The 26,201-nt window shown below is 71.3% G+C and carries 28 protein-coding genes; 23 read left to right on the top strand and 5 right to left on the bottom strand.

Going from position 1 to position 26,201, the window contains the following annotated elements; all coding sequences use genetic code 11:
* Nucleotides 1-101 precede the first annotated feature (101 nt).
* The 14 genes from Vse01_RS21340 to Vse01_RS21275 all read left to right on the top strand — a co-directional run bounded on the left by Vse01_RS21340 (nt 102) and on the right by Vse01_RS21275 (nt 14,458).
* Nucleotides 102-548, top strand: coding sequence for a DUF485 domain-containing protein (locus tag Vse01_RS21340; protein ID WP_232511461.1), 447 nt, complete (start codon nt 102-104; stop codon nt 546-548).
* A gap of 1 nt (nt 549) precedes the next feature.
* Nucleotides 550-2,190: a sodium/solute symporter gene (locus Vse01_RS21335; RefSeq protein ID WP_093410794.1), complete on the top strand. Its 1,641-nt coding sequence runs from the start codon at nt 550-552 to the stop codon at nt 2,188-2,190.
* Between the two features lie 156 nt (nt 2,191-2,346).
* Nucleotides 2,347-3,111, top strand: coding sequence for an ABC transporter ATP-binding protein (locus Vse01_RS21330; RefSeq protein ID WP_093410796.1), 765 nt, complete (start codon nt 2,347-2,349; stop codon nt 3,109-3,111).
* Entirely contained in the window at nt 3,096-4,787 is a 1,692-nt protein-coding gene (locus Vse01_RS21325; RefSeq protein ID WP_093410798.1) for an ABC transporter permease, read from the top strand. The genes Vse01_RS21330 and Vse01_RS21325 overlap by 16 nt, the downstream gene beginning before the upstream one ends.
* A gap of 98 nt (nt 4,788-4,885) precedes the next feature.
* Nucleotides 4,886-5,470, top strand: coding sequence for a flavin reductase family protein (locus tag Vse01_RS21320; RefSeq protein WP_373870698.1), 585 nt, complete (start codon nt 4,886-4,888; stop codon nt 5,468-5,470).
* A 44-nt stretch (nt 5,471-5,514) separates the two neighbouring features.
* Nucleotides 5,515-6,489: an NAD-dependent epimerase/dehydratase family protein gene (locus Vse01_RS21315; protein ID WP_093410802.1), complete on the top strand. Its 975-nt coding sequence runs from the start codon at nt 5,515-5,517 to the stop codon at nt 6,487-6,489.
* A gap of 64 nt (nt 6,490-6,553) precedes the next feature.
* A complete protein-coding gene (locus tag Vse01_RS21310; RefSeq protein WP_093410804.1) occupies nt 6,554-7,777 on the top strand; it encodes an LCP family protein in 1,224 nt (407 codons plus the stop codon).
* Nucleotides 7,778-7,948: 171 nt separating this feature from the next.
* Nucleotides 7,949-9,136, top strand: a complete 1,188-nt coding sequence (locus Vse01_RS21305; RefSeq protein WP_232511462.1) for an LCP family protein — start codon at nt 7,949-7,951, stop codon at nt 9,134-9,136.
* Nucleotides 9,137-9,332: 196 nt separating this feature from the next.
* Nucleotides 9,333-10,271: an LCP family protein gene (locus Vse01_RS21300; RefSeq protein WP_093410806.1), complete on the top strand. Its 939-nt coding sequence runs from the start codon at nt 9,333-9,335 to the stop codon at nt 10,269-10,271.
* Between the two features lie 80 nt (nt 10,272-10,351).
* A complete protein-coding gene (locus Vse01_RS21295; protein WP_093410808.1) occupies nt 10,352-10,687 on the top strand; it encodes a rhodanese-like domain-containing protein in 336 nt (111 codons plus the stop codon).
* Nucleotides 10,688-10,697: 10 nt separating this feature from the next.
* Nucleotides 10,698-11,489, top strand: coding sequence for a glycerophosphodiester phosphodiesterase (locus tag Vse01_RS21290; RefSeq protein ID WP_093410810.1), 792 nt, complete (start codon nt 10,698-10,700; stop codon nt 11,487-11,489).
* Between the two features lie 60 nt (nt 11,490-11,549).
* Nucleotides 11,550-13,007 (top strand): sensor histidine kinase, encoded by a 1,458-nt coding sequence (locus tag Vse01_RS21285; RefSeq protein WP_093410812.1) that lies wholly within the window; start codon nt 11,550-11,552, stop codon nt 13,005-13,007.
* Nucleotides 13,008-13,040: 33 nt separating this feature from the next.
* On the top strand, nt 13,041-13,487 hold the full coding sequence (locus tag Vse01_RS21280; RefSeq protein WP_093410814.1) for an ATP-binding protein: 447 nt from the start codon (nt 13,041-13,043) through the stop codon (nt 13,485-13,487).
* Nucleotides 13,488-13,573: 86 nt separating this feature from the next.
* Nucleotides 13,574-14,458 (top strand): DUF5926 family protein, encoded by an 885-nt coding sequence (locus Vse01_RS21275; RefSeq protein ID WP_093410816.1) that lies wholly within the window; start codon nt 13,574-13,576, stop codon nt 14,456-14,458.
* 51 nt (nt 14,459-14,509) lie between these two features.
* Here Vse01_RS21275 and Vse01_RS21270 read toward each other — a convergent pair whose 3' ends face one another.
* Nucleotides 14,510-15,727, bottom strand: coding sequence for an arginine deiminase (locus tag Vse01_RS21270; RefSeq protein WP_093410818.1), 1,218 nt, complete (start codon nt 15,725-15,727; stop codon nt 14,510-14,512).
* A 163-nt stretch (nt 15,728-15,890) separates the two neighbouring features.
* Here Vse01_RS21270 and Vse01_RS21265 point away from each other — a divergent pair, with 163 nt between their 5' ends.
* The 4 genes from Vse01_RS21265 (at nt 15,891) to pheA (ending at nt 18,908) form a co-directional block, all read left to right on the top strand.
* Nucleotides 15,891-16,631: a hypothetical protein gene (locus tag Vse01_RS21265; RefSeq protein ID WP_093410820.1), complete on the top strand. Its 741-nt coding sequence runs from the start codon at nt 15,891-15,893 to the stop codon at nt 16,629-16,631.
* Nucleotides 16,632-16,798: 167 nt separating this feature from the next.
* On the top strand, nt 16,799-17,257 hold the full coding sequence (locus Vse01_RS21260) for a PAS domain-containing protein (protein WP_093410823.1): 459 nt from the start codon (nt 16,799-16,801) through the stop codon (nt 17,255-17,257).
* 163 nt (nt 17,258-17,420) lie between these two features.
* Nucleotides 17,421-17,942, top strand: a complete 522-nt coding sequence (locus Vse01_RS21255; RefSeq protein WP_093410912.1) for a hypothetical protein — start codon at nt 17,421-17,423, stop codon at nt 17,940-17,942.
* Between the two features lie 9 nt (nt 17,943-17,951).
* Entirely contained in the window at nt 17,952-18,908 is a 957-nt protein-coding gene (pheA, locus tag Vse01_RS21250) for a prephenate dehydratase (protein WP_093410825.1), read from the top strand.
* A gap of 66 nt (nt 18,909-18,974) precedes the next feature.
* Here pheA and Vse01_RS21245 read toward each other — a convergent pair whose 3' ends face one another.
* The 3 genes from Vse01_RS21245 to Vse01_RS21235 form a co-directional block, all read right to left on the bottom strand.
* A complete protein-coding gene (locus Vse01_RS21245) occupies nt 18,975-19,691 on the bottom strand; it encodes an AIM24 family protein (RefSeq protein ID WP_093410827.1) in 717 nt (238 codons plus the stop codon).
* 67 nt (nt 19,692-19,758) lie between these two features.
* Nucleotides 19,759-20,097 (bottom strand): metallopeptidase family protein, encoded by a 339-nt coding sequence (locus tag Vse01_RS21240; protein ID WP_170863629.1) that lies wholly within the window; start codon nt 20,095-20,097, stop codon nt 19,759-19,761.
* A gap of 141 nt (nt 20,098-20,238) precedes the next feature.
* Nucleotides 20,239-20,670 carry an OsmC family protein gene (locus Vse01_RS21235; RefSeq protein WP_093410831.1) on the bottom strand — a complete coding sequence of 144 codons (432 nt, stop codon included), beginning with the start codon at nt 20,668-20,670 and terminating at the stop codon, nt 20,239-20,241.
* A gap of 153 nt (nt 20,671-20,823) precedes the next feature.
* Between Vse01_RS21235 and Vse01_RS21230 the strand changes: the two genes are divergently transcribed.
* From Vse01_RS21230 to Vse01_RS21220, 3 genes are all read left to right on the top strand, one after another.
* The gene (locus Vse01_RS21230; protein ID WP_093410833.1) at nt 20,824-21,537 is read left to right on the top strand and encodes a hypothetical protein; all 714 of its coding nucleotides are present in this window, start codon (nt 20,824-20,826) and stop codon (nt 21,535-21,537) included.
* Between the two features lie 176 nt (nt 21,538-21,713).
* Nucleotides 21,714-22,535, top strand: a complete 822-nt coding sequence (locus Vse01_RS21225) for an HAD family hydrolase (protein WP_093410835.1) — start codon at nt 21,714-21,716, stop codon at nt 22,533-22,535.
* Nucleotides 22,535-23,347 (top strand): HAD family hydrolase, encoded by an 813-nt coding sequence (locus Vse01_RS21220; RefSeq protein ID WP_093410837.1) that lies wholly within the window; start codon nt 22,535-22,537, stop codon nt 23,345-23,347. The genes Vse01_RS21225 and Vse01_RS21220 overlap by 1 nt, the downstream gene beginning before the upstream one ends.
* Before the next feature lie 47 nt (nt 23,348-23,394).
* Here the strand turns inward: Vse01_RS21220 and Vse01_RS21215 are convergent, their stop codons facing one another.
* On the bottom strand, nt 23,395-24,000 hold the full coding sequence (locus Vse01_RS21215) for a bacterial proteasome activator family protein (RefSeq protein ID WP_093410838.1): 606 nt from the start codon (nt 23,998-24,000) through the stop codon (nt 23,395-23,397).
* 100 nt (nt 24,001-24,100) lie between these two features.
* On the opposite strand from Vse01_RS21215, the gene Vse01_RS21210 reads away from it, so the two are divergent.
* Together Vse01_RS21210 and Vse01_RS21205 are read left to right on the top strand one after the other, a co-directional pair.
* On the top strand, nt 24,101-24,898 hold the full coding sequence (locus Vse01_RS21210) for an alpha/beta hydrolase family protein (RefSeq protein WP_093410841.1): 798 nt from the start codon (nt 24,101-24,103) through the stop codon (nt 24,896-24,898).
* Between the two features lie 79 nt (nt 24,899-24,977).
* Nucleotides 24,978-26,177 (top strand): ABC transporter substrate-binding protein, encoded by a 1,200-nt coding sequence (locus tag Vse01_RS21205; RefSeq protein WP_093410844.1) that lies wholly within the window; start codon nt 24,978-24,980, stop codon nt 26,175-26,177.
* Nucleotides 26,178-26,201: the final 24 nt, after the last annotated feature.

Raw genomic sequence — 26,201 nt, 5'->3', positions numbered from 1 at the left:
CGGCGGCGTTGTCCACCGGGTTGTCCACAGGCCCGACTCGTTGTCCACACCGTTGTCCACAGGCCGCTTGACAATCCCGCCGGGCGGACGAGACTGCCGGGATGGCCGCCGAGGATGCACTGCCGGCACCCCGCCGACCCGATCCGCCCGGAACCATCGACGAGGGCGTCGGGTCCGGGCCGCCCGCGCGTACCCGGGTGGTGTTGGCCGAGGTCTCCCGCCGGCCGCACTGGCCGGCGGGCACCCACACCGAGCTGACCCAGCAGACCCGGGTCGGTGAGGCACTCGTCCGCGGTCTGGTCCGCGCGCAACTGGCCCTGGCCCTGCAACTGTCGGCGGTGGTGCTGGTCGGGCTCGGCGGGCTGCCCTGGCTGTTCGCCATCGCCCCCTCGGTCGGCCGGATGACAGTGCTCGGCGTCAACCTGCCGTGGCTGCTGCTCGGGGTGCTCTCCTTCCCGTTCCTGGTGGCCGTCGGCTGGACGTACGTCCGACTGGCCGAGCGCAACGAGCAGGACTTCACCGACCTGGTCCAGCGGCCGGAGCGCTGACGTGGGCAACGATCTCGTCGTACCGGCGATCGTGGCGGTCACCCTGGTCACCGTCGCCATCGGCTTCTACGGGCTGCGGCTGGCCCGCACCACCTCCGACTTCCTGGTCGCCTCCCGGGTGGTCAGCCCCACCTGGAACGCTGCCGCGATCGGCGGCGAGTACCTGTCGGCGGCGAGTTTCCTCGGCGTCGCCGGGCTGATCCTCAAGTACGGCGTGGACGTGCTCTGGTACCCGGTCGGGTTCGCCGCCGGATACCTGGCCCTGCTGCTGTTCGTGGCCGCGCCGCTGCGCCGGTCCGGCGCGTTCACCCTGCCCGACTTCTGCGAGCTGCGGCTCGGGTCCCGCCGGCTACGGACGCTGGCCACCGTCTTCGTGATCTTCATCGGCTGGCTCTACCTGGTGCCGCAGCTTCAGGGCGCCGGCCTGACGCTGGCCACGCTGGCCGGCTCGCCGTACCCGGTCGGTGCGCTTGTGGTGGCCGCCGTCGTGACCGCGAACGTGGCCCTGGGTGGGATGCGGGCGGTCACCTTCGTGCAGGCGTTCCAGTACTGGCTCAAGCTGACCGCGCTCGCCGTACCGGCGATCTTCCTGGCCCTGCAGTGGCAGTCCGACGGCCGTCCGGCGGTGACCCCGCCGGACGGGGCCACGTTCCGGACGGCAACCACAGTCGTGGTCGAGCAGCAGGCCGTGCTCACCCTCGCCGACGGCCAGACCCTGGAGGTACGCCCCGGCGACGAGCTGAGCTTCGCCGAGGGCGAACCGGTGCCGGAGGTCTCCGGGGTGGCCAACGGGGCCACCGACTGGTTGCTGCCCAGTGACGCCGGTTCCGACGACCGGGGGCTGTTCGGCACGTACTCGCTGATCCTGGCCACCTTCCTGGGCACCATGGGGCTGCCGCACGTCCTGGTGCGCTTCTACACCAATCCCGACGGGGCCGCCGCCCGCCGGACCACCCTTGTGGTGCTGGCTCTGGTCGGCGTCTTCTACCTGCTGCCCACCATCTACGGCGTGCTGGGCCGGATCTACACACCACAACTGCTGATCACCGGTCAGACCGACGCGGTGGTGGTGCTGCTGCCCGAGGCGGCACTCGGTGCCGGGACCACCGGTCGCCTACTGGCCGCGCTGGTCGCCGCCGGGGCGTTCGCGGCCTTCCTGTCCACCTCGTCCGGGCTGCTCACAAGCGTCGCCGGGGTGATCTCCACCGACGTGCTCGGTCGAGGTTCGGTGCGCGGCTTCCGGCTGGCGACGGTGATCGCCGGGGTGGTGCCGACGGTCCTCGCCCTCAACGTCTCCGGCCTGGACGTCTCGCAGGTGGTGGGCCTGGCGTTCGCGGTCGCCGCGTCCAGTTTCTGCCCGCTGCTGGTGCTCGGCATCTGGTGGCGGGGCCTCACCGACGCGGGTGCCGCCGCCGGCATTCTGGTCGGCGGCGGCGCCGCCGTGACCTCGGTCCTGATCACCGTCCTCGGTCCGGCCATGACCGGCTGGCCGGCCACCCTCATCGCCCAGCCGGCCGCCTGGACGGTGCCGCTGGCCTTCACCGTGATGATCGCGGTCTCGCTGGCCACCCGCCGCCGCGCCCCGGCCGACATCGGCCGCACCATGCTCCGCCTGCACGCCCCCGACGCCCTCCGCTCGTGAGGAAGCACCCTTCCGGAGCAGGCCCTGCTGCGGCAGGTCGCCGACCGGCTGCCCGCGCGGTGGCCCGGGCTTCCATGCTGGTCCGACTCGGGGATGAGCTGCGGATCCTCCTCCGGTCGGGCGGCGGGCTGGTCGGCACGGGATACGGTCGGGCGCATGACTGGTGAGCACCCGGCGCTGGCGCTACGCGGCCTGGCCAAGAGCTTCGACGGCAAGGTCGCGGTGGCCGGCGTGGATCTCGACGTCCCGGCCGGCTCGTTCTACGGGCTGCTCGGCCCGAACGGCGCCGGTAAGACCACCACCCTGTCCATGGCGGTCGGGCTGCTCCGGCCCGACGCCGGCGGCGCCTGGGTGCTGGGCCATGACGTGTGGGCCGACCCGGTCACCGCGAAGCAGCTGCTCGGCGTCCTGCCGGACGGGGTACGCCTGTTCGACCGACTCAGCGGAGCCGAGCTGCTCGCGTACCACGGTCTGCTGCGCGGCATGGACCCGGCCGTGGTCGACCAGCGGGCGGCCGAGCTGCTCGACGTGCTGGCCCTCGCCGACGCCGGTCGGACGCTGGTGGTCGACTACTCCGCCGGCATGAAGAAGAAGATCGGGCTGGCCTGTGCGTTGCTGCACGGGCCCCGGCTGCTCGTGCTTGACGAACCGTTCGAGGCGGTCGACCCGGTCTCGGCGGCGCTGATCCGGGACATCCTCAAGCGGTACGTGGCCGGCGGCGGGACGGTGGTCTTCTCCAGCCATGTCATGGAGGTCGTGCAACGGCTCTGCTCACACGTGGCGATCCTCGCCGAGGGGACCATCAAGCGGGTCGGCACCCTGGAGCAGGTACGCGGCGACCGTTCGCTGGAAGACGTCTTCGTCGAGGTGGTCGGCGGGCGTACCGCCACCGGTGAGGAGCTGGCGTGGCTGTCCCGGTGACCGCACCGGCGAACCGGGTGCGGCCGGTCTCGGCGCGTCACTTCGTCCGGCTCAAGCTGCGGGTGATGGGCAACAACTTCCGCGGTCAGGGCTGGCGGGTGGCGTTGTTCCTGGTCGGCTCGCTGATCGGGCTCTGGTTCGCGGTCGGTGCCTTCTTCGGCCTGGCGGCTCCCGGGCTGGTTGGCGACGACCGGTACGCCCTGCTGGTCGCCGCGTTCGCCGGTGGGCTGACGGTGCTCGGTTGGCTGCTGCTGCCGCTTGTCTTCTTCGGCGTCGACGAGACACTCGACCCGGCCCGGTTCGCGCTGCTGCCGCTGTCCCGACGCACCCTGGTGACCGGGCTGTTCGCGGCGGCGCTGGTGAGCGTACCCACGGTCGCCGTGCTGCTGGGCCTCTCCGGCCTGGTGGTCACCGCCGGGGTGTTCGGCGGCTGGTCGGCTGCCCTGGTCAGCGCCGTCGGGGTGGTCTGCGGGCTGCTCCTCTGCGTCGCCGGTGCCCGAGCGGTGACCAGCGCATTCGCCTCCATGCTGCGCTCCCGCCGGGTACGCGACCTGGCCGCCGTCCTGCTCGCGGTGCTCGCCGCGTCGCTCGGCCCGTTGCAACTCGCCGGCGTGGCGGCGATCCAGGACACCGACTGGGGCCGGCTGACCGGCGTGGCGACGGTGATCGGCTGGACCCCCTTCGGTGCCCCGTGGACGGCGGGCATCGACGTGGCGCAGGGCCGGGCCTGGGCCGCACCCGTGAAGCTGCTGATCACCGTGGTGACGATCGTCGCGCTGCTGGCCTGGTGGTCACGCTCGCTGGAGTCGGCGATGGTGGGCGCGGCGAGTGCCGGACCCACCCGGGCACGGCCCGGAGTCACCGGCGGCGTGGTGGCCCAGCTCTTTCCCCGGGCCACCGGCTGGCTGCGCCGGGATCGCTTCGGTGCCCTGGTCGCCCGGGAGGCCCGCTACTGGTGGCGGGACGCCCGACGACGCGCCAACCTGATCACCATCGCGGTGGTCGGTCTCTTCGTGCCGGTGATGGTCAACTTCGGTGGACAGGGTTTCACGTTCGACAGCGACCAGGGTTTCAGCGCCGCGGGGGAATCCTCGCCGGTGCTGGTCAGCCTCTCGATGCTCTTCGTCGGGCTGCTCGCCGCCGTGACCCTGGCGAACCAGTTCGGCTTCGACGGCAGCGCGTACGCGGCGAACGTGGTGGCCGGCGTACCGGGTCGACTGGAGTTGCGCGCCCGGATCACCGCGTTCTCGCTCTACGTGCTGCCGATGCTGGCTGTGGTTGCCGTGGTGATCGCGCTGGTGCTCGGCGAGCCGACCTGGATCGGATTCATGGCGGGTGCGCTGGTCGCCACCTACGGTGCCGGGCTGGCGGTCAACTCGTTCGTCTCCGTGCTGGGCGCATACTCGCTGCCGGAGACGAGCAACCCGTTCGCGATGAACAGCGGGGCCGGGGTGGTGAAGGGAATGCTGACGCTGCTGGCCATGGTGGCCACCAGCGCGCTCGCCGCACCGATGGTGCTCGCCGCGGCACTGCTCGGCGACGCCTGGCTCTGGCTGGGCCTGCCGTTGGGCGTCGCCTACGGCGTCGGCGCGGCGCTGCTCGGCGCCTACCTGGCTGGCGACGTGCTGGACCGTCGCCAACCCGAGCTGCTCGCCCTGGTCACCCCGCGCCGCTGACCGCCGGCTGCTGGACCGCCGCTGACCGTCGCTGACCGTCGCTGACCGTCGCGCCAGATGCGGCATGTCGCGGCATCCCTACCGGGAGATACCGCAACATGCCGCATCGCGCCAGCGGTAGCCGAGGCCGAGAACCGGACGGACGGGTCACAATGTTTCACGTGAATCATGAGCCGGGTGCCCGGATCCACCACACCGACCCGTTCGCCGCGCCGGCCGACCAACGTTCGCCCGTACGCCGGCTGCGGGGGCGGCTCGCCGCGCCGGTGACCCTCTGGACGGCACCCGGGCCGGCCGGGCTGACGGTGTCGTCGACCCTGGTCGCCGAGGGCGAGCCGGGACGGCTGCTCGGACTGGTCGACGCCGAGTCGGAGTTGTGGGCGGCGGTCGAGGAGACGGGGCGGTTCGCCGTGACACCGCTCGGTCCATCACACCGACAGCTCGCCGACCGGTTCGCCGGCTTGTTCCCGTCACCGGGTGGCCTCTTCGCCACCGGCACCTGGCTCGACACGCCGTACGGTCCGGTGCCGGGCGACGCGGGTGGCTGGGCCGGTTGCCGCCTCGACGGCAGCCGGGAGTACGGCTGGGGCCTGCTGGTGGAGGCGACCATCGAGCGCGTGGAGCTGGCCGACGACGCCGAGCCGCTGCTGCACCACCGGGGTCGCTACCGGGAACTGGCCTGACCGTCACGACGGGCCCACCACCCGCTCCTTTAGGCTGACCAGTCATGAAGGTTGAGCAGCGCTTCGGTCCCGGTCATCGGATCCTGGTCACCGGCGGTGCCGGTTTCGTTCCGTCGCACCTGGTGGATTCCCTGATCGAACGCGGCTGCACGGTCGTCGTCCTCGACAACTTCGTCACCGGGTCCAAGGAAAACGTCGCGCACCTGCTCGACACGCCGAACTTCACCCTGGTGGAAGCCGACATCGCCGACGGCCTGCCCAGCCATCCGGCGTTGGCGGAACGATTCGACGCCATCCTGCACATGGCCTCACCGGCCAGCCCGACCGACTTCGAGAAGCTGCCGGTGGAGATCCTTCGGGTCGGCTCGGTGGCCACCCTGCACCTGCTGGAGCGGGCCGCCGCCGACGGCGCCCGGTTCCTGATGGCCTCCACCTCCGAGGCGTACGGCGACCCGAAGGAACACCCGCAGCGGGAATCGTACTGGGGCAACGTCAACCCGATCGGCATTCGCAGCGTCTACGACGAGGCGAAGCGGTTCTCGGAGGCCGCGACGATGGCGTACCGCCGCAGTCGCGGGGTGGACACCGCGATCGTGCGGATCTTCAACACCTACGGGCCGAGAATGCGGCCGGACGACGGTCGGGCCATCCCGACCTTCATCTCCCAGGCGCTACGCAACGAGCCGATCACCGTGCACGGGACCGGCAACCAGACCCGTTCCATCTGCTATGTCGCCGACCTGGTCCGGGGCATCCTGCTGCTGCTGGACTCCACCGAGAGCGGGCCGGTGAACTGCGGCACCGAGCACGAGATGAGCATGCGGGAGCTGGCCGAGACGATCGTGTCACTCTGCGGCAGCCGGTCCGAGGTGACCTACGTCACGCGCAGTGCCGACGACCCGGAGATGCGCCGTCCGGACCTCACCCTCGCCCGCGAAGCACTCGGCTACGAGCCCACCGTCGCTCCCGAGGAGGGACTGCGGCGCACCATCGACCACTTCCGCCAGCGGCTGGGGTAGTCGACACCGACGGCGCACCGCTCGGTAGGGGCGGGATTGGCTCGTGCTGCGTACATTGAGTTACATGTCAGCAGCCATTCCCGCCGCGCTACCGGCCCTCCGCCTGCACCGCAGCGCCGGCCGGGCAGCGGTGCCGGGCCCGGGACGCGGAAGCCGGGCCAACCCGCCGGCCGACACCCGGTGGCACCCGGCGTACGACGATGAGCCGAGCCCGGCCGGCGGCGCGGGAGGACCACGCGGTCCGCTGGGTCCGGGCGGGCCCGGCGGCGGTCCGTCACCGCGGCGGCGACCGCACTGGCGTCGTATCGCGCTGGTGGCCGGGGTCGCCGTGCTGGTGCTGGCCCTGATCGGCGGCGCGGGAGCCTGGTTCTACGCCCGCAGCCTCGACAACAACATGGCGCGGACCGACCCGTTCTCGGAGATCACCGGTGACCGGCCGCCGAAGGCGGTCAACGGCGCGCTGAACATCCTGATGGTGGGCACCGACTCGCGGGATCCGGACGCGCCGATGGACCGGGCCGGCGAGTGGCGGGCCGACACGATCATCGTCATGCACATCCCCGCCGACCACAAGCAGGCGTACCTCGTCTCCATCCCGCGGGATCTCTACGTGCCGATCCCGGAGAGCGCCGGGGCCGGATGTGAGACGGGCCAACGGCGCAAGATCAACGCCGCGTTCGCGTTCGGTGGACTGCCCCTGGCGGTACGCACTGTCGAGTGCTTCACCGACGTGCACATCGATCACGTGATGGCCATCGACTTCGCCGGGTTCAAGCAGGTCACCGACGCCCTCGGCGGGGTGGACCTGGAGGTGGAGCGGACCATCACCTCGATCCACAAGCCGTACCGGAAGTTCACCAAGGGCACCAACCACATGAACGGCACCGAGGCCCTGGACTGGATCCGCCAGCGCAAGCAGTTCCCGGACGGCGACTTCGCCCGGATGCGCCACCAGCAGGATTTCCTGCGGGCGCTGATGGACAAGGCGGCCAGCTCGGGCACGCTTACCAACCCGAAGAAGCTCAACGCCTTCCTCCAGTCGGTCACCGAAGCGGTCACCGTCGACCAGGGCTTCTCGCTCACCGACATGGCGGTGCAGTTCCGCAACCTGCGCGGCGAGAACCTGACCTTCGTCACCAGCCCACACCTGGGCAGCCAGACCATCAACGGCGAGTCGGTGGTCGTCTCGGACCGGGAGAAGGCGCTGACCATGTACCGGGCGATGGCCGCGGACACGATGGCCGACTGGATGCAGGCCAACAAGCAGCCGGCCAACGGCAACGGCTGAGCACCAGCGACTACCGGAACGGCCGATCGTCCACTTAGTTGTGGACGATCGGCCAAACCAGCAGGATGACGCGGCGGAGAACGTGAACTGGACACCACACGAACTCGCCAGCACCGGAATGCGAACGTAAAGTGTTCCCGCCCCCTTCTGCGTACACGAGCTGGAGCACGCATGCCGGTTCACAGCCCCTCCCTGCTTGAGCCGCCGCGTGCGTCCGCCGCCCCGCCGACCGTCACGAACGAAGGTCCCGGCAAGACCGGCAAGAAGCGCACCCGGCGCAAGGACCCGCTCTGGGCCCGGCTCACCGTGATCTTCGGCGCCGCGCTGATGATGACCAGCGGTGTGGCGATCGTCGGCAGCAAGGCGCTGATCAGTCAGGCCACCGGCAGCATTTCCCAGCGCAACCTGCTCGGTGAGGCCGGTAAGACCTCCGCGGAGGGTGGGGCCGATCTCAAGGGCCCGATCGACATGCTGCTGCTGGGGGTCGACGCCCGGGAGCGGTGGGCGGCGGACGACGTACGCGCGGACAGCATCATCGTGCTGCACATCCCGGCCACCCACGACCAGGCGTACCTGATCTCGATCCCGCGGGACACCGAGGCGCGGATCCCGGCGTTCGAGAAGACCGGTTACCCGGGCGGCGTCGGCAAGATCAACGGCGCGTTCCAGGCCGGTGCCCAGAACGGCGGCGGCTGGGAGGGCGGCGCCCAGTTGATGGCGCAGACCATCAAGGGCATGACCGGGGTCAGCTTCGACGGTGCAGCCATCATCAACTTCGGCGGCTTCAAGAACGTCATCGACGCCCTCGGCTCGGTGCGCATCTGCCCGAAGCAGGAGGTCACCTCGATCCACATGTCGTACGTCGACGGCAAGCCGATGTGGAACGCGGACGCCAAGAAGACCGGCAAGTCGCGTACCCCGGTGGTGCACAAGAAGGGCTGCCAGGAGATGGAGGGCTGGGCGGCCCTGGACTTCTCCCGCCAGCGGTACGGCCTCAAGAACAGCGACTACGACCGCCAGCAGAACCAGCAGCAGCTGATCAAGGCGATGGCCAAGAAGGCCACCCAGAACGGGAGCCTGACCAACCCGGTCAAGCTGAACGAGCTGATCAAGGCGGCCGGCAAGGCGTTCATCCTGGACACCGGTGGCGTGCCGGTGGAGGATTTCGTCTTCACCATGCGCGGGGTGACCGGCAACGAGCTGATCATGCTGAAGACCAACGGCGGCACGTACAACGCCAAGGGCAACGGCACCGAGGCGCTCAGCGAGCAGACCCTGGACATGTTCCAGGCGGTCCGAAAGGACAAGCTCGCCGAGTTCGTCTTCTACAACCCCGAGGTGATCTCTTCACGGAAGTGACGGGTGGGGCAGCGCGATAGCCGAAACCACCGTCACTCTTCGTGACACTTCCGTAGCCTGATGTGAGTCAGATTCACGTCAGGTTCGCGGGAGGAACGTCACGGCCAGGAGGCGTACGAGCGGAGAGCGGGCACCGGGCGCGCGTACCCGGCGACCGCGGTGGCCTCGCGTACTGCTCGGTATCGGGCTGGCGGCGATGCTGCTGGCCACGGTCGCGGTGGTCGGGCTCCGGATGCTGACCGACCGGTACGAGAGCACCATGACCCGGGCGGAGTTGCTCGACCCGAGCGCCCGCGCCGACCGTACCGACCTGGACGGCCCGCTCAACTACCTGCTCGTCGGCTCGGACCGCCGGCCCGGTGACGCCGGCTCCGAGCAGCGCACCGACACCATCCTGATCGTGCACGTGCCGCCCGGGCTACGCGAGGGCTACCTGGTCTCCGTGCCGCGCGACCTGCTGGTGACGATCCCGCCGGGCGGCGGCTACCCCGGTGGTGAGGACAAGATCAATACGGCGTACGAGTACGGTGGCGGCGGCCGGCCCGGTGCGCACCTGCTCTCGGCCACCCTGACCGGGCTCACCGGCATCCGCTTCGACGGCGCCGCACTCGTCGACTTCGCCGGTCTCCGGAACGTGATCGACCTGCTCGGCGGGGTCGACATGTGCGTGCGCGCCGAGGTGAAGTCGATCCACACCGACCGGGTCTTCCGTCCCGGCTGCCAGCGGATGGACGGCGACCAGGCGCTGGACTACGTGCGCCAGCGCTACGACCTGCCGGGCGGCGACTACGACCGGCAGACCCACCAGCAACAGCTGTTGGGGGCGATGCTGGCGCAGGCCGGTGAGACCCGACTCCGCACCGACCCGGTACGGCTGCACCGGCTGATCGGGGCCGTCGGCGGCTCCCTGACCCTGGACACCAACGGCGTGCCGGTGGAGGACCTGTTGCTAGCGCTGCACGGACTGGCCACCGACGGGCTACGGGGCGTGCAGGTACCGTCCTACCCCCAGATGATCGACCAGGTGTCCTACGTCCGGCTCGACGACGAAGGTGACGGGCTGTTCGAGGCGGTGCGCGGCAGCCGGATGTCGGAGTGGGCCGGTGCGCATCCGCGCTGGGTGACCCGGCTCTGACCCGCCCGATGACCGGGCCCGCCGGGGCAACGCCGTCCGGTCGCGGGCCGCCGCCCCACGAGGTTCTAGGCTTGGTACCCGTGTTCGGACCTCAGATACCCACCGTGACCGTTCCCGAGATCAACGATCAGACGTACCTGCTCGACGTCCGGGAGGACGACGAGTGGCGCGCCGGTCACGCCCCGGGCGCCCACCACCTGCCGATGATGGAACTACCGGCCCGGCTGGCCGAGGTGCCGACCGACCGGGACGTGGCCGTCATCTGCCGCTCCGGCGGTCGCTCCGCTCAGGTCGTCGCGTATCTGCTGCGTAACGGCTGGGAGCAGGTGAGCAACGTCGCCGGCGGGATGGACGACTGGGCGGCGGCCGGTCGACCGGTGGTCGGCTCGGACGGGCAGCCGGGCCGGGTCCTGTAGGACGCGAGCCGTGGACGGACCCCTCGTCTTCGCCCACCGTGGTGCCTCGTACGACCTGCCCGAGCACACCCTCGCCGCCTATCTGCGCGCTCTCGACGAGGGTGCCGACGGGCTGGAGTGCGACGTCCGGTTGACCCGCGACGGGCACCTCGTCTGCGTACACGACCGGCGGCTGGACCGGACCAGCAACGGCCGGGGTCTGGTCAGTGCCCGGACGCTCGCCGAGTTGGAGCAGTTGGATTTCGGTTCCTGGCATCCAGGAGGTGTTCCGGCCAACGGCGACGAGGTGCTCGACGATTCGCACACCCGACTGCTCACCCTCGAACGGCTGCTGGCGGCGGTGCTGGCCGCCGGTCGGCCCGTCCGGCTGCTGGTGGAGACCAAACATCCGTCCCGCTACGGCGGCAACGTGGAACGGCGGCTGGTCGCCCTGCTGCGCCGGTACGGTCTGGTCGACCCGCACCCGGACGCACTCGTACGGGTCACCGTGATGTCGTTCTCCCCGCTGGCGGTACGCCGGATCCGGGCGCTGGCCCCCGCGCTACCGACCGTGCTCCTGCTGGAGGTGCTGCCTCGCTGGTTGCCCATGGGGCGGCTGCCGTTCGGTGCCGGCATCGCCGGACCGGGGATCGCGCTGGTCCGCGCCCGTCCCGCCCTGGTGCCGGCGCTGCGGGCAGCCGGCAACCAGGTCTACGTCTGGACCGTGAACGAGCCGGCCGATCTCGACCTCGTGCTCGCGGCGGGGGTGGACGGCGTGATCACCGACCGCCCGGCGCAGACTCTCGCCCGGTTGCACAGGTAGTCAGAGCCTGAGGCCACTCGGGGGTGCCCGGGAACGCGGACGGCAGGCAGACTCGGGGTCATGCCGGACCGCACCGACTACTCCGCTCTCATCGCCGGGCACACAGCCGTCATCGAGATGATCAACTCCGGTGACGCGGGTCTGCCGGTGCTGACCCAGCTGCTCCGGGTGGCCCAGCCGGCACTCGGTGCCGCCGGGATGGCGTTCGTGGAGTTCGCGCCCAGCGGCGGCCGGGTGATCGCCGCCACCGGCGCCGCCGAGTGGACCGTCGGCCGGCCGCTGCCGGCCAACGATCCGGTCACCAGCTGCCTGCTCGCCGGCCCCCGGGTGCAGTGCGTCCGAACCGACCAGTTCACCAACCCGCTCACCAGCGAGCTGGCCCAGCGCGGCCTGCGGCGGATGGTCGTCTCCCGGGCCGAGATCGGTGGCCACGCCGTCGGCAGCCTGCACGCCCTCTACCTCGCTGGCGACGAGGAACCCACAGCCGAGCACCGTGGCGTGGTCGGTTACCTCGGTTCCTGCATCGCCCACATGTACGGCGACCAGAGCGGCCTGCCGGTGCACGGCGACGGTCCGGTGGTCGCGGCGCTCGCCGACGGTCTGGCCGTGGTGGACCGGGACGCCACGGTCCGGCTCTGGAATCCGGCCGCCGCGCAGGTGACCGGCCGGTCCACCGCGGAGGCGATCAACCAGCCACTGCCCTTTCCGCTCCCGCCCTCCGGGCAGGTCCTCGATCATCGCCTGCCGAGCGGGCGCTGGCTGCGGATCACTTCGGGTGAGCTGCCAGGCCCCGGCACCCTGCGGGTGGTGAGCTTCCGGGACACCACCGACCAGCAGCGGCACGACCACGAGCGGGATCTCTTCGTCGCGGTCACCAGCCACGAGTTGCGTACCCCGGTCACGGTCATCAAGGGCTACGCGGACACCCTCACCGACCACTGGGAGTCGCTGAGCGATACCGACCGGCGGCAGGCCGCCCGGGTGATCGGCCAGCGGGCCAACGAACTGGCCCGGCTGCTCGACCGGCTGCTCGCCTCGGCGGCCGAGGCGTGGCCGGGCGACGGGCCGCCGGCACCCTTCGACCTCACCGAGACGCTCCGGGTCGCGATCGCCGACCTGCCCACCGACCTGCGTCGACGGATCACCCTTGAGGTGCCGGCCGAGCTGCCCAGGGCGATCGGCCATCGGCAGAGCCTGGCCACCGTGCTCACCGAACTCGTCACAAACGCCGGAAAGTACTCCCCACCCGACTCCCCGATCGACGTCGCCGCCGGTGCCGACGGCCAGACCGTCTGCTTCCGGGTCAGCGACCGGGGCATCGGCGTACGCCCGGAGCACGTGGAACGGGCCTTCGATCGTTTCTGGCAGGGCGACTCCGGCGACCGACGTCGCTATCCCGGCACCGGTCTCGGCCTCTATCTCGTGCGCCGGATCGTTGAACAACAGAATGGGTGGGTATTCCTTCGCCCGAGAAATGGTGGGGGTACGGTCGCAGAGGTGCGGCTGCCCCGCAGGTGACAGTGGGGGTCACGGGGCGAAAGAGGGGCAGAGGTGGCGACGACAGCTGTCGAACGCGCGTGGTGCGTCGTGGTGCCGCACCACGCCAGTGGGGCGCGGATCGCCCGGCACCGGCTCGCCGCCGAGCTGGCCGGCAGCGTCTCCCCGGCGATGCTTGCGGATCTGGTTGCGGTCCTGGCCGAGCTGGTGGGTAACGCGGTCCGGCATGCCGACCCGCTGCCGGGCGGCGTGGTCCGGGTCGCCTGGCGGCTGCGCCACGCTCCCGAGGGGCCGCAGCTCCGGCTGCGGGTCACCGACGGCGGCGCGTCGGGTGGCCCGCGGATCCGCCCGCCGGACCCGAACGCGGCCGACGGTCGGGGCCTGCACATCGTCTCCGGCCTGGCGACCAGTTGGGGCGTGGAGCGCGACGGTCTCGGTCAGAGCGTCTGGGCCGACTTCGAACCGGTCGCCGACCAGACGGCGTTGGTGACCTCCGGCTGAGCCGGTCGGTCGACCGGTTGTCGGGTCCGGCCCCACCCTCCACCAGAGGGCTCCGGCGCCTGTGTCACCCGCTAGGCTGTCTCGCCGTGAGCAAGCGTCGAAAGAACCAGCGGGCCGCCGCTGCGTCCGGCAAGCGGGAACGGGTCCGGGACGTCTTCGTGCCCCGGCCCTTCGAGGGGCTGGTGGACGAGCCCGAGTGGATCGCCCTGCGGGAGCTGGTGCCAGCCGCTTCCGCGCCGCTGCGGCTCGCCCCGGCGCTCGTCGAGGAGCACGGCGACCGGCCGGTGACGCTGGCCACCGTGCTGCCGATGGCCGCCCCCGCGATGAGCCGGGAGGACGGCCACATCTTCATCGGGCTCCAGCGTCATCTCCAGTCCGGTGACGTCTCCCGTGACCTGGCCGAATCGCTGCTCTGCGCACTGCGTACCGCCCCCGGCGCCCAGGTCGCGGTGCCGCCGCTGCCCGGCCCCGGTTCCCGGTTGCAGGACATCCTGGTCGACGGGCCGTTGGAGATCAGCCTGCACGAGGGGTTCGAGTTCTGGCTGGCCCCGGAGGCCGCCGAGGACCCGACCGTGCGGGCTTCCCTGGAGCGGGCCAACGCGGCGATCTATCCCACCGTGCGACTGACCGCCGCGCGTGCCGCGTACTGGTGCCAGGTGACGGACAAGGCCCACGTCCGCTGGGTGCTGCCCGAGGCCGAGGAGGCCGCCCTGGACGCGCTGGCCCGGCTCGGTGCGGCCGGCTCGCTCACCCTCGGCGACCAGACCCGGTTCGCCGGCATGTTCCGCGCCCACGGGCGGCTGGTGCCGGTCTGGGACCTGCCCGAGGAGATCCCGGCCGGTGACTGGGAGCAGCCGGTCGCCGACTTCGCCAAGCGGTACGCCGACGCCCTGGCTGAGACCGGCCCGCTCGACGCCGGCGCCCGCCGGTCCCGCCAGGGGCTGCTCGGCCGCCAGCTCACCCTGCGCTGACCGCGACCCCGACTGCTGATTCGCCCGCCGGGCACCTGCTCCACCCGGCCGTCAGGAAGGTGCCCTGCCCGGCTCCCGCAGCAGCGGGCAGGACATGCAGCGGGGGCCGCCGCGCCCCGACCCCAGCTCCGAGCCGGCAATCGGAATGAGTTCGATGCCGGCCCGCTCCAACTGGGCGTTGGTCTCGACGTTGCGCTCGTAGCCGACGCAGAGTCGGGGCGCGAGCGCCAAGGTGTTGTTGCCGTCGTCCCACTGCTCCCGCTCGGCGGTCACCGGGTCGAGCCCGGTGTCGATCACCCGTAGCCGGTCCAGGTCCATCGCGTCGGCGGCGGCCCGCAGGAACGGCGCCGGCCCGTCGACCCGCGGGTCCGCACCGTCGGCACCGGCGATGACGGTGTACGCCGACAGGCTGCTGGCCACGTTCGGGTACATCAGCACCGCGTCGGCGTCGACCATCGTGCAGATCGTGTCCAGGTGCATGGTGGCCCGTTCCTGGGCGATCGGTACGACGAGGATGGTGTGCGCCAGCCCGGCCGCGAAGACCCGACGCGCGAGCCGCTCGGCGCCGGCGGGTGTCGTCCGCTCGCCGACCCCGACGGCCAGCACGCCGGGTGCCAGCAGCAGCACGTCCCCACCTTCCAGGGGCTCCAGGCCCGGGCGGTAGACGAACTCGGTGCCGGCGAACCGGGGATGGTGACGGTAGATCGCGTCGGTAAGTGTGGTCTCCCGCCGCCGGGCGGGCATCGCCAGACTCGTCACACCCACCCGGTCGCCGATCCACAGTGACGAGTCGCGGGTGAACAGCAGGTTGGGCAGCGGGTCGATGATGAAGTCGTGGCGGTCCATCAGGGTGTAGACGAGCCCACCCCGGCGGTCCCGGCCGAGCCGCAACTCCTCGTGGGCCAGGCCGGCGACGAGGACACTGGCCAACGCGGCCGGGTCGAGGTACGCCAGATGTGCGGCGACCCGCGCGCGCAGGGTGTCGCCGAGCCGGGGCGAGTTGAGCACCTCGTCGGTCAGCTCCGTCCGGGCCTCCGCCACGGCCAGCGTCTCGGTGAGCAGGTCGGTCAGGTAGAGCACCTCGACACCGCGTTCCCGCAGGGCTCCCGCGAAGGCGTCGTGCTCCTCCTGCGCCCGACCCACCCACGGGATCGCGTCGAAAAGCAGCGAATCGTTGTTGCGCGGGGTCAGCCGGGCGAGTTCCGGCCCCGGCCGGTGCAAAAGGACGGTGCCGAGCCGGCCGACCTCACTGTCCACGTGGTGGCTCACCCCCGCAGCGTAGGGCAGGGTTTGGCGGCATCCGGTAAAACAACCGTGGGTGAATATGGCATTCATCCACAGTCATTCCGGCGCTCCGGCTTGCCGACCACCGGGACTGGCAACGTAGGGTAGTGAGAACGTAACTTCGAGGGACCTTTTGCCGGAGGTCGCGATGACTGTCTTCCCCGCACGTCGAGCCGTACCGTCCGCCAGGGCGCTGCCGCCAGTGGCGGTACCGCACCCCCGGGTCGAGTCTCCCGGGGTGGTCGCAGCTCCTCGCCCGTCTCCGTTGGAGTGGGCCCGCCGCCGCCGGGCGGAGCGGGGCGCGCGACGGCTGGAAGCGGCCGGTGCCCGCGCTCTCGGTCAACTCGACCATCTCGGGCCGGCCTGGCACGTCATCGACTGGCCCCGCACCGACGTGGCCGATGCCCTCCTCGACGACCATGCGGACAACCGGGCCGGGTTCCTGGCCATCGGCCCGAGCGGGCTCTTCGCCGTCACCATCGCCGACCACGGCCGGGCCCGCGTCCTGGTCGCCGGTGACGTGGTGCAGATCAACGGCAAGCGCCCGCCCTACGTGGCCGAGGCACGTCGCGACGCCCGACGGGCGAGCAAGGCGCTGACCGCGGCCGTCGGCCACCCGATCCCGGTGACCCCGGTGCTCACCTTCGTGGGCTCCGGGGTGATCAGCGTCTACGGTCTGCCGAAGGACTGCCTCATGGCGACCCACCGGGAGCTGGACCGGCTCCTGGTGGCCGGCGGAAACCGGATCAGCCCGGCCACCGCCGAGAAGCTGTCCCGGGTCGCGCAGCACCCCGGCACCTGGGGCGACAGCGGTTACCCGCCGGCTGCGGACTACCGGTGGTACGAGGACGGCCGAATGGCCGCTGACAAGCCGACCGGCCGCCGGTAACGTCAGCGGCGACGCCACGCGGCCGGGCACGGCTCAGCTCCCGCCGGCCCGCGCCGTCGCCGACCGGGCACTGATCAACACCGACGGCACCGTACGCCCAACGCGGTCGGCGGTCGCTGCCGCGACCGGCTAGCGTGGACGTACCGTCGGTGTGCATAGGAGGCTCGGTGGCCCACGTCGAACTCTCGCTCTCGGAAGTGTTCGCGCCCTCCGGGGAGACACCGCCAGAGCCGGAGTGCGACAACATCGGCCGGTGGTCGGCGACGGTCTCCAGCGCCGACGAACCCTGCCTGCTGATCGACGCCGAGACCCGGGTGCTGGCCGTCTCCACCGCCGCTTGCGAGCTGCTCCAACTGGGTGCGCCGGAAGACGTGATCGGCCTGCCGCTGCTCGACGGAGGGCTGCGACTGCTCGACTTCACCGCCTACCGGGGCGAGTTGGCCGAGCCCGAGATCGACAAGATCCCCCCGCTGCTGGCGCTCACCTCCGGCCGACTGGCCCGGGGCCTGCTACGCATCGAGGCGGCCACGGAGGACGCGGCCGATGCGACGGTGGACGCCATCTCCACTCCCGTGGTCGCCGACGGCACAGTGGCCGGCTCCCTCACCTTCTTCTCCGAGGTCTGACTTCCTCCTACCATGGGCTCGGCCACCTGCCATCCAGAGTTCCCGCCCTGAGGACCACCCCGTGCCGCCCACCTCGCCGTTCCCCGTGGACCCCGATCGGCCCACCGCTGGCTCCCGGTCCCCTGCCGGGGTCTTCCTCCGACCGTGCCGGCGGCACGGCCGGCTGATCGGTGTTGCCGTGCTGATCGTGTTGGCCGTCGGATGTGGCGCACCCCCGGAGGTACGGGACAGCGGCGGTCTGCCGACCCTGCCGCCCAGCCGGGCGACGAGCAGCCCCACCAGTTCCGCCACGCCGTCTTTCGGTGCACTTCCGGGTGCCGTGCCGACCACGCCATCGGCCGACCCGGGACTGGTCGCGGTGGCCTGCCCCGGCGAGCCGTCCGGGAAGCAGATCATCGAGCTGGTACGTGGCCGTCGTGGGCTGCTGCCCGGCAGCGCTCGGGTCAGCGTCCGCAACGGTCCGTTGTGTGCCGCCGACTGGCACCTGACCACCCTCGACGTCTCCGGATACGAACCGCTCCAGGTGGTCAGCCGGGACCGGTCCGGATCTTTGCGCCTGGTGACCGCCGGCACCGACGTGTGCACGGCCGAGGTGCGGGTCGCCAGCCCGGCCGGCATCCAGACCCTGGCCTGTGGCAGTGACGGTGGCGGTCCGTCGGGCCCGTCGCCAACTCCGGGTGCGTAGGCTGAAGGCATGCCGGGAACGCCGCCGACCCGTTTCGTCTACCTCGGGCCCGAGGGCACCTTCGCCGAGCAGGCACTACGCACCGTGCCCGCTGCCGAGCGGGGCAGCCGCACGCCGGCCCGCAGCGTCGGCGAGGCGCTGGAGGCCGTCCGCGCCGCCGAGGCCGACGCGGCTCTGGTGCCATTGGAGAACTCGATCGGGGGCGCGGTCGGGGTCACCCTCGACGAGTTGGCCGAGGGAGAGCCGCTGGTGATCACCCGGGAGGTGATCCTGCCGGTGGAGTTCGTGCTCGGGGCACGGGCGGGAACCCTGCTGCCGTCGGTGCGCAGCATCGCCGCACACCCGCAGGCGTCCACCCAGTGCCGGGGCTGGCTGCGTACCCACCTGCCCGACGCGGTCGTGGTGGACGTGCTGTCCAACGGAGCGGCGGCGGCCGGCGCGGCAAACGGTGAGTACGACGCGGCCATCTGCGCACCCATCGGCGCGACCCGGCACCGGCTCGCCGTCCTGGCCGACAAGATCGCCGATCATCCCGACGCGGTGACCCGCTTCGCGCTGCTGTCGCGGCCCGGTCCGCCTCCGCCGCCCACCGGCGACGACGTGACGTCGCTCGCCGTCTACATCGCGCACGACCGGGTGGGCGCGCTGCTGTCCGTGCTTATGGAACTGGCGGTCCGGGGCGTCAACCTGACCAGGATCGAGTCCCGACCAACGGGCGAGGCCCTCGGCCGCTACGTCTTCTTCCTCGACTGCACCGGTCACGTCGCGGACGTCCGGCTGGGTGAGGCGTTGCAGGGGTTACGTCGGGTCTGCGCCGACGTACGCTTCCTCGGCTCGTACCCCCGGCACCGATGGGACGGATCGGCGCCGGTACGGCCGGTGACCGCCCCGGCGGGCCTCTCCGACGCCGACTACACGGATGCTGCCGCCTGGCTCGCCCGCCTACGCGCGGGCGAGCTGACCTGAGCGACCCGGGTGCCGCCGGCCGGCGCAGCCGGGCCCCGACTGCGCGAGAGCCCGGCGCGCCGCGGCCTACCGGAACAGGCCGCCGAGCACACCGCCCTGGTCCTGCTGGCCGCTGCCCATGATCGGTGGCTCCTCGGAGGGCTGGACGACGACGAAGCCGTGGCCGGCGAAGCTCATCGTGTACGCCTCACCGGTGGTGCGGCCCAGCAGCGTGCCGAGCCCGATCTGATCGGCCCGGTGGTAGCCGGTCTGTAGGCTCGCCGACCAGCAGACGGCGGCCTGTGGGTCCACGTAGGTGGGCGCGTCGACGTTGAGCACGACCGGCGTTCCCCGGGTGGTGACGGCGATCCTGCCGTGCCCGGTGAAGACGCAGTTGAACAGGCCGGACGAGGCCATGCCCGCCCCGCCGACCATCTTGATGTCGTAGCGCAGCGTGGCGTCGAAGGCCAGCACGCTGGAGCCGTTGATGGAGAGGGCGTCGCCCGGCTCCAGGTCGATGACGTGCACGTCCTTGGCAAAGTCGGCCAGGAACACGTCGCCGCGTCCGGTGAGCTTCATCAGCGGCACACCCTCGCCGGTGAGCTTCTGCTTGAGGAAGTTGCCCAGCCCACCGGAGCCGAGCGCCTGGAACTGCACCTGCCCCTGGTACGCCACCATCGAACCGACCCGGGCCATCGCCTCACCGTCGAGTTCGATCTTCAACATCTTGGAGTTCTGCAACCGCATGCCGGGTTGCGTCGACTCCTGCTCCAGATTCGCCGCCGAGAACAGCTCGCTGCGCATGGTTCCTCCCGTACTCGCCGTACCTGGCCGAGACGGTAGGGCCAGCCCGCAACCCCGGACGCAGACGTCAACCCCAGCCCAGCTCGTGTAGGCGCGCGTCGTCGATGCCGAAGTGGTGGGCGATCTCGTGCACCACGGTCACGGCCACCTCGTCGACGACGTCCTCGTCGCTGTGGCAGATGCGCAGGATGGGGTTGCGGTAGATGAGGATCCGGTCGGGCAGTACGCCTGCGTAGTCCCAGCCGCGTTCGGTCAGCGCGTGTCCCTCGTACAGGCCGAGCAGGTCCTCGCCGGGCGGCGGGTCGTCCTCGACCAGGATCACCACGTTGCTCATCAGCGCCAGCAGTTCCTCCGGAACCTCGTCGAGCGCCTCCCCGACCAGTTCCTCGAACCGCTCCCGCTCCATCTCGACCGCCACGCTCCCATTCTCCCCACCCCATCCGCGATCTTGCACTTCCGGTCGCCGCAAACCGGCACAGAAGCCGCGTAACGGAGACCGAAAGTGCAAGATCGGCGCGGAATGGGAGTGGAGTGGGCTGGGCGTAGGTCAGGAGGTGAGGCGAGCGGTGAGAGTGATCTCGGCGCCGGGCGAGAGCAGGCGCGAGATCGGGCAGTTCTGCTTGGCGGCCTCGGCCAGCTTGGCGAACTGCGCCTCGTCGATGCCGGGCACCGCACCGACGGTGTCCAGCTCGATCCGGGTCACGGTCATCCCGGCGTCGGTCTTGTCGAGGTGCACCTTGGCGGTGGTCTCCACGGAGGTGGGCGTCGTGCCGGCGTCGGCGAGCGCCTTGGAGAAGGCCATCGAGAAGCAGCCGGCGTGCGCGGCACCGATCAGTTCCTCGGGGTTGGTGCCCTCACCCTCTTCGAAACGGGACTTGAAGGAGTAGTTCCCCTCCAGCCCGCCCTTGCCGGTGCGGATGGTGCCGGACCCCTCGGTGAGGTTGCCCTGCCAGCGTGCGGAAGCGGTACGGATAGGCATGCACCTGACGCTAGTCCACCGAGGGCCGGCAGGCGACCGACCGCCCCCGGCCGCGTGGTTGTTCCCCGGCGTCGCGACCCGGCTGTGTCATGATGCGACCCGGACCTCGTGGCGCGGCGGACGCGCGTCCCGGCCATCAGGAGAGGGTGAGTGATGACCCACGACCTCCCCATTCCCCGTCAGGACGACCGCACCGACGGTGCCAGCGTCATCGAGTGGGGGGCGGAGGACGAGTCGCCGGCAACCGGCCGGTTCCGGCGGGCTCTCGGTGGCCTCGGCGGTGACCACCGGGTGCCGGTGCTGCTGGCCGGGCTCGGCGCGGTGGCGGCTCTGGCGTCGCTGCTCGGCGAGTGGTCGACGATCACGATCCCCAACGGCGGACCGGATCCGGACACCCCGCTACAGGTGACCAGCGGCATCTCCGACCTCGGGCTGGGCTCGGCATACCTGGTCGGGCTGCTCGCGCTCGGTGCCACGGTGGCGCTCGCGGTGCGCGGTACGGACGCGGTCCGGGCGAATGCCCGGGTGGCCGGACTGGCACTCGCCGCGGGTGTGCTCGCGCTGCTGGCGACGACCGCGACGGCACTCGACGACACCCTGGGCCGGGGAATGTACTTGAACCCGGAACTGACCTTCGACGTCGAGTACGGGCGCGGTCTGATCACCGGCTTCGTCGCCGTCGGGCTGTTCGCCGCTGCGCTCCTCCGGGCCTCTCCCGGACCGGCCGACGCCCGGCCGGGGTCGGACGGCCCGCGACGGCGCGGCCGACGACCGTCGATGGACGCGGAGCCGGAGGGGGAACGCCCACCTGCGGACATAACCGTCACACCGACGGTGCCCTTCGCCCGGGAGGCACCGACCGACTGATCCACCGAACCCGGTCACGAGGTCACCTCCGGTGTGTCGCCCGTTGGCACCCGATTCGCCTGGAAGCCATGGTTGCGACCGGTTGTGCGAGGTACGGTTGCTGCCCGCCGTCACGCCGGGTCGCCGATCGACGAGGTGAACGGCTGGTCGCGACGGCGGCGGGCGAAGGAGGAACCATGACCCGCCCGGGACTGCCCAAGCTGATCGCCACCGACCTCGACGGGACGCTCGTCCGCAGCGACGACACCGTGTCGGCCTTCACCCACGAGGTGCTCGACCGGGTACGCGCCGCTGGTATCCCGGTGGTCGGCGCCACCGGTCGCGGCCCTCGGCTGACCGAACTGACCCGCAACGACATCCGCGCCGCCGATTTCCTCGTGCTGGCCGGCGGCGGCAGGGTGGTCGACCAGAGCGACCCGGAGGGGCCGGTGGTGCTGCGGGACGAGCGCCTCTCCAGCGAGGTGCTGGCCGTCCTGCTGGCTGAACTGGAGGCCGCGGTCGGCCCGCTGACGGTCATGGTGGAGGCGTCGGACGAGCACGAGGCGCCGCTCTGGGGCGACTATCATCCCGCGTGGCCCTATCAGGACGCGTTCGAGGTGCGCAGCCGCACGGAGTGCCTCGCCGGCGATGTGATCAAGGCGTTCGCGCGTACCGCCGATCACCACGTGGACGAGTTGCTGGCCGTCGCCCGGGAGATCGTGCCGCCGCATCTGGCCACCCTCACCCAGGCGGGCCTGGGCTTCATCGAGATCTGCCCGCCCGGCGTGGACAAGGCCTCCGGGCTCAGCGTCATCGCACAGACCCTCGGGGTGGACCCGGCGGACGTGCTGGTCTTCGGTGACATGCCCAACGACCTGCCGATGTTCGAGTGGGCCGGCTGGGGTCGGGTGGCCGTCGCCAACGCCCACCCGAGCCTGCGCGCGGTCGCCGACGAGGTCACCTTGCGCAACGACGACGACGGGGTGGCGATCTATCTCGACCGGCTACTGTCCCGGTGATGGATTCCACGCCGCACCTGGTCGCCAGCGACATCGACGGGACACTGCTGCGCGACGACCGCACCCTCAGCGCCCGCACCGCCGACGTGCTGGCCCGGATCTCCGCCCAGGGCACGCCGGTCGTCCTGGTCACCGGCCGGCCGATCCGCTGGCTCCGGTTGGTGTACGACCAGCTGGCCGAGCCGCTGCCGGCGGTCTGCGCCAACGGCGCGGTGGTCTACGACCCGAGCACCGACGAGGTGCTGCGGGCCGACCCGCTGGCTCCGGAACTGCTCGCCGAGGTGGTCCGACGCCTGCGTGCCGAGGTACCCGAGGTGAGCCTCGCCGTGGAGATCGTCGACGGTCGGCAGATGCGTCATGAGGCGCACTACCCGTTGCGGTGGGACGCCGACGACGAGGCGATCCGAGCCGTGCAGACCGCCGAGGAACTGCTGTCAGCACCGGCGGTGAAGCTGCTGGCGCGGGCCGGTGAGCAGGACCCCGACCGGTTCACCCGACTGGTCGCCGCCGCCCTCACCGGGCTCGCGGAGGCCACCCACTCCTCACACTCCGGGCTGGTGGAGATCTCGGCCGCCGGAGTGACGAAGGCGGCGGGCCTGGCCTGGTACTGCCACCGCCTCGGTGTCGCCGCGCCGGACGTGCTGGCCTTCGGTGACATGCCCAACGACCTGCCGATGCTCACCTGGGCAGGGCGGGCGGTGGCGGTCGCCAACGCGCATCCGGAGGTGCTGGCGGTCGCCGACGAGGTCGCCCCGGCGAACTCGTCCGACGGGGTAGCCGCGTACCTGGAGAAGGTTTTCGGGGCGGACTGAGCCGTCGGCTGCGGCGCGCGACGAGCGCGCCGCAGCCGGACTCATGGTCAGAGGTACTGGCCGGTGCTGTGTCCTTCACCGCCGCCCGGCTGACCCATGCCGGGCATGCCTGGCAGCATCGCCCCGGCCGGTCCGCTGGGCAGCGCCTGCCGACCGGAACGCATCTGCTCCAGCTGCACCCGGGCCGCCATCTGTTGCGCGACCAGAGCTGCCTGGATGCCGTGGAACAGCCCTTCCAGCCAGCCGACCAGCTGGGCGTGGGCGATGCGCAGCTCGCCCTCGCTCGGTGCCTGGTCCTCGGAGAACGGCAGCGAGATCCGTTCCAGCTCCTCCCGCAGCTCGGGGGCGAGCCCTTCCTTCAGCTCGACGATCGACCGTTGGTGGATCTCCCGCATCCGGTGCCGGCTGGCATCGTCCAGCGGAGCGGCCTTGACCTCCTCCAACAGCTGTTTGATCATGCTGCCGATCCGCATCACCTTGGCCGGCTGTTCGACCAGGCGCGACGGATCCTCACCAGATCCTTCGTCGGCTTGCACGGTGCCGACGGGCCGGCCGTCCGGTCCGACCACCACCACGGTTCCGGAGTGCCCGGTACCGTCCCGGTCGGGCTCGTCGTTCTGTCCAGCGGAGCGCGCTTCGGTCATGCCCTCCATCTTTACCCAGCGGTACCCGTCAGCGTCCGGCGGCCCGCTGCCCTGTTACCCGGGCGGCACCTATCTGACGGTGGCCGGTGAGCCGCGCTACCGTCGCCCGATGCACTCCGATCCCCGTACGGTGCTGACCCGCCCCGCGCCCGAACCGGACGCGACCGTCGCCTACGGCGAACACCCGGACCAGATCGCCGACCTGCGCCGCCCGGCCGGCTCCGGACCGCCCCGTCCGCTGGTGGTGGTGGTGCACGGTGGTTTCTGGCGCGCGGAGTACGACCGGCGGCACACCGGGCCACTGGCGACCGCACTGGCCGCGCTCGGGTACCCGGTCGCCCAGTTGGAGTACCGGCGGACCGGTCAGCCCGGCGGCGGCTGGCCCGGCACCCTGACCGACGTGCTGGCCGGAGTCTCCGCGCTGCCCGGGTTGGCCGAGGTCGCGCTGCCGGGGCGAGTCACCGCCACGCCACCGGTGCTGGTCGGCCACTCGGCCGGCGGGCACCTCGCGCTGTACGCGGCGGCCCACGCACCCGGTGCCGTCGCCGGGGTGCTGGCCCTCGCACCGGTCGCCGACCTGGCCGAGGCGTACCGGCTGGATCTCGACGCCGGTGCCGTGGCCGCGCTGCTCGGCGGCGGACCGGCCGACGTGCCGGAGCGTTACGCGACGGCGGATCCTCGGTCTCTGGTTCCCCTCCGGCCACGCACGGTAGTGATACACGGCACGCTCGATCAGCAGGTACCCATCGACCTCTCTCGAAATTACGTGGCTGCCGCCCGCGCCGCCGGCACCGAAATCCGCCTGATTGAGCTACCAGAGTGCGAGCATTTCGGGCTTATCGCTCCGGACTCGCCAGCGTGGCCGGAGGTTACCGACGCGTTGCGGTCTCTGCACGAAGATCATTAGCCATTGACGCAGCGTCGCCGAGCAGGTAGAACGCCGAAGGGGCGGATGCGCCCCGGCAACACATTCGAAGGGAAACTCGGTGTCGCAGATGAACCGCAGGCGGGCACTCCAGCTGCTGGCCGCGCTCGGTACGGGCGGGCTCGTCGCCGCATGCGGCTCCGACGCCGAGCCGGAGGTGGCCGGCACAGAGAGCCCGATCAAGATCGGGCTCATCGCGCCACAGTCCGGCCCGAGCAAGGCGGTCGGCGACGAACTCAGCAACGGCTTCGAGCTGTACCTCGACCTCAACGACCGGCGACTCGGTGGCCACCCGGTCGACATGGTCACGGCCGACGAGGGTGACAACGTCAAGTCCGGTCAGGGTGCCGTCGAGGGACTGCTCAAGCAGGGTGTGCTCGCCCTGACCGGGGTCGCCAGCTCGTCGGTCATGTTCGGCATCAAGGACATCGTGGAGCAGGCCCGGGTGCCGTTGATCGGCTCCAACGCCTCGCCTGCGAACCTGCAGAGCGTCGTCTACATCTGGCGTACCTCGTACGTGCTCGACGAGGCGGGCCGGGCGCTCGGCCGCTACCTGAAGGACGAGCTTGCCGCCTCCGACCGGATCGCGACGATCCTGCCGGAAGGGGTCGTCGGCGTCGAGGATGTGCTTCGTGGCTTCCGCGAGGAGTTCGGCGCGTCCGACCCGCGGCTCGCCTCCGAGGTGGTCTGGACCTCCGGCAGCAGCAGCCCCAGCCGGACCGCCTACGTCTCGGACATCAACCGCGCGCTGGCCGGCAACCCCTCGGTCGTCTTCTGCTTCTACTCCGGCACGGCGGCCGTGGAGTTCATCATGCAGCTGCGCGACGCCGGATTCCGGGGCCGGATCTACGCCCCCGGCTTCCTCACCGAGGGTTCGGTGCTGGAGAACATCCGGCCGGCGAGCGACGCCCTCGGCATCCGTACCGCCCTGAACTACTCCGCCGACCTGAACAACGCGGCCAACCGCCGGTTCGCCTCGGCGTACCGCAAGAAGCACAACACCTCCCCGACCACGTACGCGATGGCCTCGTACGACGCGGCCAAGGTGCTCGACCAGGCGATCCGGCTCGCCGGCCCGGCACCCACCCCGCAGCAGGTCAACCTCGCGCTGGGCCGGATCGGGCAGATCGACAGCCCACGCGGTGCCTGGCAGTTCAACCAGCCGCGTACGCCACAGCAGAAGTGGTACCTGCGTGAGGTGCAGCGCGACGGCCAGGTGGTGTCGAACGTGCTGGTCAACGAGTTGGCCACGCTCGGCTGACCAGGTCGAGGACTGCGCGATGCC

Origin of the sequence: Micromonospora sediminimaris, from assembly GCF_016863575.1 — a bacterium.
Taxonomy (GTDB): domain Bacteria; phylum Actinomycetota; class Actinomycetes; order Mycobacteriales; family Micromonosporaceae; genus Micromonospora; species Micromonospora sediminimaris.
This window is presented reverse-complemented; position numbering and strand designations above follow the sequence as displayed.